This window comes from Pseudomonas sp. TWP3-2, assembly GCF_049897765.1.
Taxonomy (GTDB): Bacteria; Pseudomonadota; Gammaproteobacteria; order Pseudomonadales; family Pseudomonadaceae; genus Aquipseudomonas.
In genome coordinates this window covers 93,329-102,680 of record NZ_JAFCWW010000005.1, presented here as the reverse complement: position 1 = coordinate 102,680, position 9,352 = coordinate 93,329, and the positions used below count along the sequence as shown (strand labels likewise).

Below are 9,352 nucleotides of genomic sequence, written 5' to 3'. Positions count from 1 at the left end.
TCCCCGCCAACCCCCCCCGGGGGACCCCCCCGGCCCCCCCGTGTCCGGGCTCGCGGGGGGCGGGGGGCGGCCCCGCGATGCCGCCACTTCAGTCACTGCAAATCACAACGACCTGGCAATAATCTCCTTCATGATTTCATTGGTGCCGGCATAGATCCGCTGCACTCGCGCATCCGCCCACGCCCGGGCCACCGGGTATTCCCACATGAATCCGTAACCGCCATGCAACTGCACGCATTCGTCGAGCACCTTGCATTGCAGGTCGGTGCCCCAGTATTTGGCCATCGCCGCCGTCGGTACGTCGAGTTTGCCTTGCAGATGCAATTCCAGGCAGCGGTCGACGAATACCCGGCCGATCTGAATCTCGGTAGCCATTTCCGCCAGTTTGAAGCGGGTGTTCTGGAAGTCGGCAATCGCCTTGCCGAATGCCTTGCGATCACGCGTGTAATCCAGCGTCCATTGCAACGCCGCTTCCGCCGAAGCCAGTCCGCCAATCGCTACCGTCAGACGCTCCTGAGGCAATTCCTGCATCAGATAAGCGAACCCTGCCCCGGCCTGACCCAACAGGTTTTCCTTCGGCACGCGCACGTCCTGGAAGAACAATTCAGACGTGTCCTGGGCCTTCATTCCGACCTTCTCCAGGCGCTTGCCCTTGTCGAAGCCCGGCGTGTTCGCCTCGACCAGAAACAGGCTGGTGCCCTTCGCTCCAGCCTTCGGGTCAGTCTTGGCCACGACAATCACCAGATCCGCGAGAAAACCATTGGTGATGAAGGTCTTCGAGCCGTTGATCACGTACTCGTCGCCATCCAGCACTGCCGTAGTCTTCACGCCCTGCAGGTCAGAACCGGCCCCCGGCTCAGTCATGGCGATGGCGGTGACCATCTCGCCAGAGACCAGTTTCGGCAGGTATTTATGCTTCAGCGCTTCACTGCCGTAATGCAGGATGTACGGCGCGACGATGTCCGAATGCAGCGAGAAACCGATACCGGTCAGACCCAGCCGCCCGACCTCCTCGATCACTACCGTGCTGTAGAGAAAGTCTGCGCCCAAGCCCCCATATTCTTCCGGCAAGTGCGAGCAAAGCATCCCCGCCTCCCCCGCCTTGTTCCACAGTTTGCGGTCGATATAACCCTGTTTTTCCCACTGTGCATGAAACGGCACGGCCTCCTTTTCGAGGAATGTTCGTACGCTGTCGCGGAACAATTCGTGCTCGGAGCTGAACAGGGTTCTGGGAATCATGCGTCACCTTTCGTTCTTGTTGGAGGGATCGGACCTTCAGAGACTATGCCTCGCATCCGATACAGGACACTGGACACATCCGACAAAAAATAAGACGATCCAGCCGTCTGATGACCACTTTCCCTTATAAAAACAAAACAAAAGTTGAATTATGTCTAAGCAAGTCTCCACGCCCTTGCGGCGCGTCAGCATCCTGGCGATCGACCGGGTTTTCGCTTCCACCCTCATGCAAGCCAAGGACTTCTTCCATCTGGCCAGCCTGCGCTACGGCAAACAACTGGGCCTGGGCCTGAATCCGGCGTTCGAAACGCGCCTGGTCAGTCCCGATGGCAAACCGGTGAACAGCTTCAGTAACGTGGTCATGCCGGTGGACGGCGGTCTGGAAAATGCCGATATCATCATCCTCCCGGCGTTCTGGGACGATTTCGACACGCTATGCCAGCGCTACCCACAGATCCTGCCGTGGCTGCGCGAGCAACACGCGCGCGGTGCAGTGCTTTGCGCCGAGGCCACCGGGGTGTTCTGGCTAGCCGAGGCCGGGTTGCTCAACGGCAAGGAAGCAACCACCTACTGGCGCTTCTTCACCGCCTTCGCCGAGCGGTTCCCGCAGGTTTATCTCAATCAGGACAAGCACCTGACCGATGCCGACAACCTGTATTGCGCTGGCGGCACCACTTCTTCCTGCGATCTGTATATCTATCTGATCGAGCGCTTCTGCGGCGCTAACATCGCGCAAGCCGTGGCCCGCGATATCCTCTACGAGGTGCAGCGCAACTACGCGCCGGGCCGCATTGGTTTCGGCGGGCAGAAGCTGCATCAGGACGTGATCATCCTGCAGATTCAGCATTGGCTCGAAGAGCATTTCGCCGACAAATTCCGCTTCGAAGACGTGGCACGCGAGCACGGCATGAGCATCCGTAACTTCATGCGCCGCTTCCAGACCGCTACGGGCGACAAGCCGCTGCACTACCTGCAACGGCTACGCATCGAGACCGCCAAGGGCCTGCTGTCCGGCAGCCGCAAGAGCATCAAGACCATCAGTTACGAAGTCGGCTATGACGACGCGAGCTTCTTCGCCCGGCTGTTCCGCCAACACACTGAATTGTCGCCGAACCAGTATCGGCAGCAGTTTCAGCAAGCGGCCTAATCCCAAGCAACACACAAGCCCCTGTGGGAGCTGGCTTGCCAGCGATAGCGATGTTTCAGAGAAATGCATTCTGTCTGACACGACGCCATCGCGGGCAAGCCCGCTCCCACAGGGTTCGAGGTGAATTCGAAAATAAAAAAGGGCCTGCAATTGCAGGCCCTTTTTGTTTTCCGATGCGCTTAAGGCTTGTGCGCCCGCGACAGGAATTCGTGCGATTGCATCTCCAGCAGTCGACTAAGCGTGCGCTGGAACTCGAAGTTCAAACGCCCGCCGGTGTACAGATCCTTCAGCTCGACTTCGGCAGAAATGATCAGTTTGACGTTGCGGTCGTAGAACTCGTCGACCATGTTGATGAAGCGTCGCGCGATGTCGTCGGTGGTGACGCTCATCTGCTCGACGCCGCTGAGCAACACGGCGTGGAAGATCTTGCCCAGTTCGATGTAATCGTTCTGGCTGCGCGGGCCGTCGCACAGTTCGCGGAAGTCGAACCAGGCCACGTCATCGCAAGTACGCAGTGCGCGGATTTCGCGGTTTTCGATCATCAGCACATCGTTCTCTACCGCTGCCGTGCATTCCGGTGTCAGCGCACGGAAGCTCTTGCGCAGACTTTCGTGCGCAGCTTCGTCGAGCGGGAAGTGGAACAGCTCCGCTTGCTCGAGGTGACGCAGACGGTAATCGACGCCGCTGTCGACATTGACGATCTCGGTGTTCTGCTTGATCAGCGCGATGGCCGGCAGGAAGCGCGCACGTTGCAGGCCGTCCTTGTACAAGCCGTCCGGCACGATGTTCGAGGTCGCGACCAGGGTCACGCCGTTCTTGAACAACTCTTCCATCAGCGTGCCGAGGATCATCGCGTCGGTGATGTCGGAGACGAAGAATTCATCGAAGCAGATCACCCGCGACTCGTCGGAGAAGCGCTTGGCGATGATGGTCAGCGGGTTCTTTTCGCCGCCGAGGGTCTTCATCTCTTCGTGCACGCGCTTCATGAAGCGGTGGAAGTGCGTGCGAGTCTTCTCCTTGAACGGCAGCGCTTCGAAGAAGGTGTCGACCAGGTAAGTCTTGCCACGGCCAACGCCACCCCAGAAGTACAGGCCCTTGACCGGCGCCTGGTTCTTTTTGCCAAACAGCTTGCCCAGCAAGCCCGGCTTGTTCTGGTCGGCCGCGACCAGATCGTCGTACAGGCGCTGCAAATGACGCACGGCAGTTTCCTGCGCCGCGTCATGGAAGAAGTCCGGGCGTTTCAGATCAGCTTGATATCGTTCTAGGGGCGTCATAATTCGTTAGCAAGGCAACAAAAACGGGCCGTCACTGTAGCGACGGCCCGTGGGAATGGCAATCGGCCCTTGGTCGGGTCGCGCCGCTGATTATTCCTGAACCGGTGTCAGAGCGATCCGCAAGGCCTCGACGGCCGCATCCCGCGCAGCAACGTCGAAGAAGGTCGGGCTGTCGCCGACACACGCGCCTTCGAGCCAGACGCTGAAGCTCAGGTCTTCGCTGCGCACATCCAGCGCTTGGCCGGATTGCAGTTGCTTGGTCACCTGGCCGGCAGTCTTGCCGTCAGCGAAGTTGCGCGACAGCAGCAATTGCTCGCCATCCGCCGCCAGCAGACGGAAACGGAAGCTGCCGTCGTCCTCACGGAAGCTGACGAAGCGTGCGGCTTTCGCGGCTTTCTTCTTGGTGGTCGCGGCGACCTGCACCTGATTGACGAACGAACGCAGACCAACCGCTTCGCGCAGTTCGTTGAGGAACGGTGTTGCCACCGCACGGGCCTTCTTGGCGCCGATCTGCAGCATGTCTTCCAGATCTGCCGGGCGCTCGATCAGTTGGTGATAACGCTCGCGCGCCTCCCCCAGATCGTTGTCGAGCAGCTGGAACAGACGGCTTTTGGCCTCGCCCCAACCCAGACCGCCGAGCAATTCGCTGCGGAATTCGTCGGCTTGCGCTGGCGTAGCGAATGCCTGGAACAGCGTGAACAGGTGCGAGTTGTCCGGATCCTTGGCTTCGCCCGGCGCGCGCGAGTCGGTGACGATCCGCGAGATCGCGTCCTTCATCTCTTTGGCGCTGGAGAACAACGGGATGGTGTTGTCGTAGCTCTTGGACATCTTGCGGCCGTCGAGGCCAGGCAGCGTGGCGACGCTTTCCTCGATCAGCGCTTCGGGCATGGTGAAGAACTCTTTGCCTTGGCCGAACAGGTGGTTGAAACGTTGCCCAATGTCACGGGCCATTTCCACGTGCTGAATCTGATCGCGACCGACCGGCACCTTGTGCGCGTTGAACATCAGAATGTCCGCCGCCATCAGCACCGGGTAGCTGTAGAGTCCCATGGTGATGCCGGCATCCGGGTCTTCACCGGTCTCTACGTTTTTGTCCACCGAAGCCTTGTAAGCGTGGGCGCGGTTGAGCAGGCCCTTGGCGGCGACGCAGGTCAGCAGCCACGTCAACTCAGGGATTTCCGGGATGTCCGACTGGCGATAGAAGGTCACACGATCGACATCGAGGCCACCGGCCAGCCAGGTCGCGGCGATTTCCAGACGCGAGCGCTGAATGCGCAGCGGGTCATCGCATTTGATCAGCGCGTGATAGTCGGCCAGGAAATAGAACGAGTCGGCGTTGCTGTCGCGGCTGGCGAGGATCGCCGGGCGGATGGCGCCGGCGTAGTTGCCCAGGTGTGGCGTGCCGGTGGTGGTGATGCCGGTGAGGATGCGGGTACGGTTCGTCATGGGTAATCGCTTGTCAGACTGCAATCAATTCGAGAGGCGCGGCAGGATCAGATCCTTGAGATCAGTCAACTTGCCATGAAAAAAGTGTCCGCATTCTGCCACTTTCAGCAGCTCATGGGGGCGCTGGAGTTGCTCGGACCAGTCGTAGACCAGTTGCGGATCGATCACTTCGTCGGTTTCCGGCTGGATCACGGTCAACTCGCCGATCTGTGGCAGTTGATCCTGATCGCCCAGACGCATGACCGCTGGCGCGACCATGAACAGATGCTTGAGCTGCTCGCCCTGTGCTTCGAGACGCCCGCCGAGACTTGCTGCAACAAATCCGCCAAAGGAAAACCCGAACAGCGTCAGCGGCAGATCCGGGTGTTTTTCCCGCAGCCATTTGGCGGCGGCCTGGGCGTCATCGACTTCGCCGGTGCCCATATCGTGGGTACCAGCGCTGGCGCCGACGCCACGGTAATTGAAGCGCAGGGTGATCAGGCCGGCGTCGCGCGCGGTGCGCTGCAGGGTCGAGACGACCTTGTTAAGCATGGTGCCGCCCTGCACCGGGTTCGGATGGCAGATCAGCGCAATGCCGCGCGGCTGGTCGTTGTCCAGATACAAAGCTTCCAGTTGGCCGACTGGGCCATCAATCACTACAGGGGTTTCACGCATCAGCAAGGAAGGAACTCCGTGACCTCGAATCGGGTCGACTCGTCTAGCAAATTGTCTGTGCCAATCTATTGCGAGTGAATCGCGGTATACAGCGCAGGTTCGAGCCGTTAACGTAAAGCAAAGCCGTTTATAGAGGAAGGACTCGTGGAACACTCGCTCTTAGTTTGGTTGTTACCGACTCTTGCCCTGGTTGTGGGTGTCGCCATTGGTTTCCTGATCGCACGCGTTGCGCCGAACGCCGCGCCCAGCCGCACACAGCGGCAACTGGACGATATTCAGGAACGTTTCGACAATTATCAGAATGAGGTGGTGACCCACTTCAACAGCACCGCGACACTGGTCAAGAAACTGACCCAGAGCTATCAGGAAGTGCAGGATCATCTCGCCGAGGGCGCCAATCGCTTGGCCCTCGACGAGCAGACCCGCCAACGCCTGCTCGCTTCGCTGCACTCCGATGCCGTACAGGCACCGCGTGAACGCCTGACGCCGCCGCGCGATCAGGAGCCGCCACGCGACTACGCGCCGAAAACGCCGAACGCGCCGGGCATGCTCGATGAGCATTACGGCCTGAAGAAGTAATCTAGCGCCAACAAAAAGCCCCCGGACAATCACTTGTCCGGGGGCTTTTTTGTATCTGATTCCGCAGCGACCCAGAACCTGTAGGAGCTGTCGAGTGAAACGAGGCTGCGATCTTTTGACCTTGCATTTAACAATCAAAATCAAAAGATCGCAGCGTGCCGCAGCTCCTACAGGGGGCCACAAAAAAAATGCCCGATCACAGGACCGGGCATCTCTTCATTCAGGCAATCGCTTACGGATACTGCTGAACCGTGCCCGGCTGTTGCTGCTGGCCACCGTACTGCTGGCCCGGGATCGCTTTCAGATTGACCTCGACGCGGCGGTTCTGTGCGCGGCCGTTGACGTCACCGTTGCTGGCGATCGGATTATCCGGGCCGGCGCCACGGGCGCTCAGGTTGGCACCGCTGACACCTTGCGAAGTCAGGTAAGTGGCCACGCTCTGCGCACGACGCTGGGACAGGTCCATGTTGTGCTGACGGCTGCCGGTGCTGTCGGTGTAGCCGACGATCTCGATCTGGTTCTGGCTGAATTCCTTCAGCGACCCGGCGAGGTTGTTCAGCGGCTGGTAGAAGCTCGAAGCGATGTTCGCCGAATCGGTGGCGAAGGTGATGTTACCCGGCATGATCAGTTTGATCTGATCGCCCTGGCGCTGCACTTCAACCCCGGTGTTGGCCATGCTGGCGCGCAGTTTCTTTTCTTGCTGGTCAGCGTAATAACCGTAACCGGCCGCCGAAGCACCTACGACCGCAGCGCCGATCAAGGCGCCCTTGCCACGGTTGTCATGACCGATAGCGGCGCCGGCGAGCGCACCGGCCAGAGCACCGAGGCCACCGTACTTGGCAGTTTTGCTCATGCCTTGCGAGCCGCCGTCAGCCTGGCCCTGATTGTCATACGGGTTAGGCGAGGCGCAGCCGGACAGTACGGCCACGACAGTAGCGACAATAATCAAACGACGCGTGGTGAACATGGAGAGCTCCTACATTGCATTCTTGGGTGCAACGGCCATTGGCAAAGACCTGTGCGGGCGTTGGATCATTCCCGCGCGTAATAATTCCGCAGCACGCACATGACAAAATATTCAGGCTCGTACAAACGGGTTCTCGCGCATCTCATCGCCCAGACGCGTATCCGGACCGTGCCCGGTAACCACTGTCGCGTCTTCGTCCAGCGTATACAGCCGTTGCTTGATCGAGCGCACGATGGTCGCCTGATCGCCACCCCACAAATCCGTGCGCCCTACTCCGCGCCGGAACAGCGTGTCACCGGCAATCAACAGCTTAGCTTCAGAAAACCAAAAGCTCATGGAACCTGGTGTATGACCGGGCGTGTGCAGCGCAACGCCGCAACCACAGGCCAGCTCTTCATCATCGGACAGCCAGCGATCCGGTGGCGGCACCGGCACGTAGGGCACGCCGAACATCTGGCATTGCATCTCGAGGTTGTCCCACAGGAATTGATCTTCCTTGTGCAGATGCAGGGTCGCGCCGGTTTTTTCTTTCATCTGCCCGGAGGCGAGGAAATGATCGAGATGCGCGTGGGTGTGGATGATGCTGACGACTTTCAGGCCCAGCGCATCGAGGCGGGCCATGATCAGGTCGGGATTGCCGCCCGGATCGACGACGATGGCTTTCTTCGTGACGGGGTCGCCGATGATGGTGCAGTTGCACTGCAACGGGCCGACGGGGAAGGTTTCGCGGATGAGCGCGGGAATGGGAGCAGTCATGATTGATCCTGGAAGATCGGTTTGGTGATGGCTTCAGGATTGTACTGCACACGCCGATATAGAACGCCAGGTCAGTTAATTGACGCCATTAATCAGAAAATAGTGGCCTAATGATGTCAAACATATAAGTTCTGGTGCAAAATCATACTTTTGTAGCGGTCGCATCAGGAAAGGCCGCAGCGCACTCAGGAAAAATCAGCATGCCGACGCCAAGTACCTATTCACCCAGCCTTCCATCCTCAATGACAGGTGTTGCCATTGTCGACAGCCTGCTTTCCGGCACCTATTGGCTGGGATCTGACTGGAATCCGCTGGGGCCGACCAACCTCAGCTATAGCTTCATGGCGCCGGTCACTTCGTATTTCGTAACCAAGTACAGCCCCGACAATGAGTACAACGCACTCTATGAGCTGACTGCCGGGCAAAAGCTCGCGGTGACCAGTGCACTGAGCGCCTGGAGTGCTGTCGCCAACCTCAATTTCACGCTGACCAGCGACACCATGGCCAATGTGGGGGATATGCGTTTTGGCGCCTATCGATTGATGGACAACCAAACGGCTGCCTGGGCCTACTTCCCCGCCAATAATCCCTCTGGCGGTGATGTGTGGATTGGTCCGCAAACCAATGACCCGAGCCCGGCCAAGGGCACCTATGACTACATGACATTCGTGCATGAAATCGGTCATGCCTTGGGTCTCAAGCACCCCTTCGACACCAGTTCGACCAACAAGACCCTGTTGACTCCGACGCTGGACGATGTCCACTACACCGTGATGAGTTACAACAGCAATTATTCCTATCAGCCGACTACCCCGATGGTGCTCGACATCCTTGCGATTCAGAGCCTGTATGGCGCCAATACGCTGTGGCAGGCAGGTGACACCGTTTACAAATGGGCCACCGACCAGTCGATCTTCGAGACTATCTGGGATGCGGGCGGCAACGACACGATTGACGGCAGCAATCAGCTTGCCGCCGTCGGCATCAATTTGAATGAAGGTGCTTACAGTCAGATCGGCAAGACGTTCGTCGACCTCACTAATCAGACTGCCATCAATGACGGGCTGGCGATCGCATACGGCGCCAAGATTGAAAATGCCATCGGCTCTGCCTTCAATGACACGCTGGTTGGCAACGCGCTGAATAACACCCTCAATGGCATGGCCGGTGCCGACACCATGATCGGTGGCGACGGTGTCGACACTTACTACGTCGACAACGTCGGCGACGTCGTGATCGAAACCGATGCCTCGCTGACTGCACTCGACCGAGTGTTCTCGTCCATCGACT

Annotated in this window: 9 protein-coding genes; 3 read left to right on the top strand and 6 right to left on the bottom strand. The window is 59.0% G+C overall.

The window, feature by feature from the left end:
* Window positions 1–102: 102 nt before the first annotated feature.
* The gene (locus ACP7EE_RS09935) at window positions 103–1,239 is read right to left on the bottom strand and encodes an acyl-CoA dehydrogenase family protein (RefSeq protein WP_426234387.1); all 1,137 of its coding nucleotides are present in this window, start codon (window positions 1,237–1,239) and stop codon (window positions 103–105) included.
* Window positions 1,240–1,489: 250 nt separating this feature from the next.
* Between ACP7EE_RS09935 and ACP7EE_RS09930 the strand changes: the two genes are divergently transcribed.
* The gene (locus tag ACP7EE_RS09930) at window positions 1,490–2,386 is read left to right on the top strand and encodes a GlxA family transcriptional regulator (RefSeq protein ID WP_420650890.1); all 897 of its coding nucleotides are present in this window, start codon (window positions 1,490–1,492) and stop codon (window positions 2,384–2,386) included.
* Between the two features lie 179 nt (window positions 2,387–2,565).
* Here the strand turns inward: ACP7EE_RS09930 and zapE are convergent, their stop codons facing one another.
* The 3 genes from zapE to ACP7EE_RS09915 all read right to left on the bottom strand — a co-directional run bounded on the left by zapE (window position 2,566) and on the right by ACP7EE_RS09915 (window position 5,760).
* Window positions 2,566–3,660, bottom strand: coding sequence for a cell division protein ZapE (zapE, locus tag ACP7EE_RS09925; protein WP_426205766.1), 1,095 nt, complete (start codon window positions 3,658–3,660; stop codon window positions 2,566–2,568).
* A gap of 90 nt (window positions 3,661–3,750) precedes the next feature.
* Complete coding sequence (locus ACP7EE_RS09920; RefSeq protein WP_426234386.1) at window positions 3,751–5,106, bottom strand: tryptophan--tRNA ligase; 1,356 nt, start codon at window positions 5,104–5,106, stop codon at window positions 3,751–3,753.
* A gap of 24 nt (window positions 5,107–5,130) precedes the next feature.
* The gene (locus ACP7EE_RS09915) at window positions 5,131–5,760 is read right to left on the bottom strand and encodes an alpha/beta hydrolase (RefSeq protein ID WP_420650889.1); all 630 of its coding nucleotides are present in this window, start codon (window positions 5,758–5,760) and stop codon (window positions 5,131–5,133) included.
* A 144-nt stretch (window positions 5,761–5,904) separates the two neighbouring features.
* Here ACP7EE_RS09915 and ACP7EE_RS09910 point away from each other — a divergent pair, with 144 nt between their 5' ends.
* A complete protein-coding gene (locus ACP7EE_RS09910) occupies window positions 5,905–6,339 on the top strand; it encodes a YhcB family protein (protein ID WP_420650830.1) in 435 nt (144 codons plus the stop codon).
* 232 nt (window positions 6,340–6,571) lie between these two features.
* Here the strand turns inward: ACP7EE_RS09910 and ACP7EE_RS09905 are convergent, their stop codons facing one another.
* Together ACP7EE_RS09905 and ACP7EE_RS09900 are read right to left on the bottom strand one after the other, a co-directional pair.
* Window positions 6,572–7,306, bottom strand: a complete 735-nt coding sequence (locus tag ACP7EE_RS09905; RefSeq protein ID WP_426234385.1) for an OmpA family protein — start codon at window positions 7,304–7,306, stop codon at window positions 6,572–6,574.
* 111 nt (window positions 7,307–7,417) lie between these two features.
* On the bottom strand, window positions 7,418–8,062 hold the full coding sequence (locus ACP7EE_RS09900) for an MBL fold metallo-hydrolase (RefSeq protein ID WP_426205764.1): 645 nt from the start codon (window positions 8,060–8,062) through the stop codon (window positions 7,418–7,420).
* 200 nt (window positions 8,063–8,262) lie between these two features.
* Between ACP7EE_RS09900 and ACP7EE_RS09895 the strand changes: the two genes are divergently transcribed.
* On the top strand, window positions 8,263–9,352 hold a 1,090-nt coding region (locus ACP7EE_RS09895), incomplete at its 3' end, for a M10 family metallopeptidase (RefSeq protein WP_426234384.1).

Bases quoted from the DNA above. Each gene is read 5' to 3' on its own strand.
- ACP7EE_RS09935 (WP_426234387.1), bottom strand. From the start codon at position 1,239: ATGATTCCCAGAACCCTGTTCAGCTCCGAGCACGAATTGTTCCGCGAC.
- zapE (WP_426205766.1), bottom strand. From the start codon at position 3,660: ATGACGCCCCTAGAACGATATCAAGCTGATCTGAAACGCCCGGACTTC.
- ACP7EE_RS09920 (WP_426234386.1), bottom strand. From the start codon at position 5,106: ATGACGAACCGTACCCGCATCCTCACCGGCATCACCACCACCGGCACG.
- ACP7EE_RS09915 (WP_420650889.1), bottom strand. From the start codon at position 5,760: ATGCGTGAAACCCCTGTAGTGATTGATGGCCCAGTCGGCCAACTGGAA.
- ACP7EE_RS09905 (WP_426234385.1), bottom strand. From the start codon at position 7,306: ATGTTCACCACGCGTCGTTTGATTATTGTCGCTACTGTCGTGGCCGTA.
- ACP7EE_RS09900 (WP_426205764.1), bottom strand. From the start codon at position 8,062: ATGACTGCTCCCATTCCCGCGCTCATCCGCGAAACCTTCCCCGTCGGC.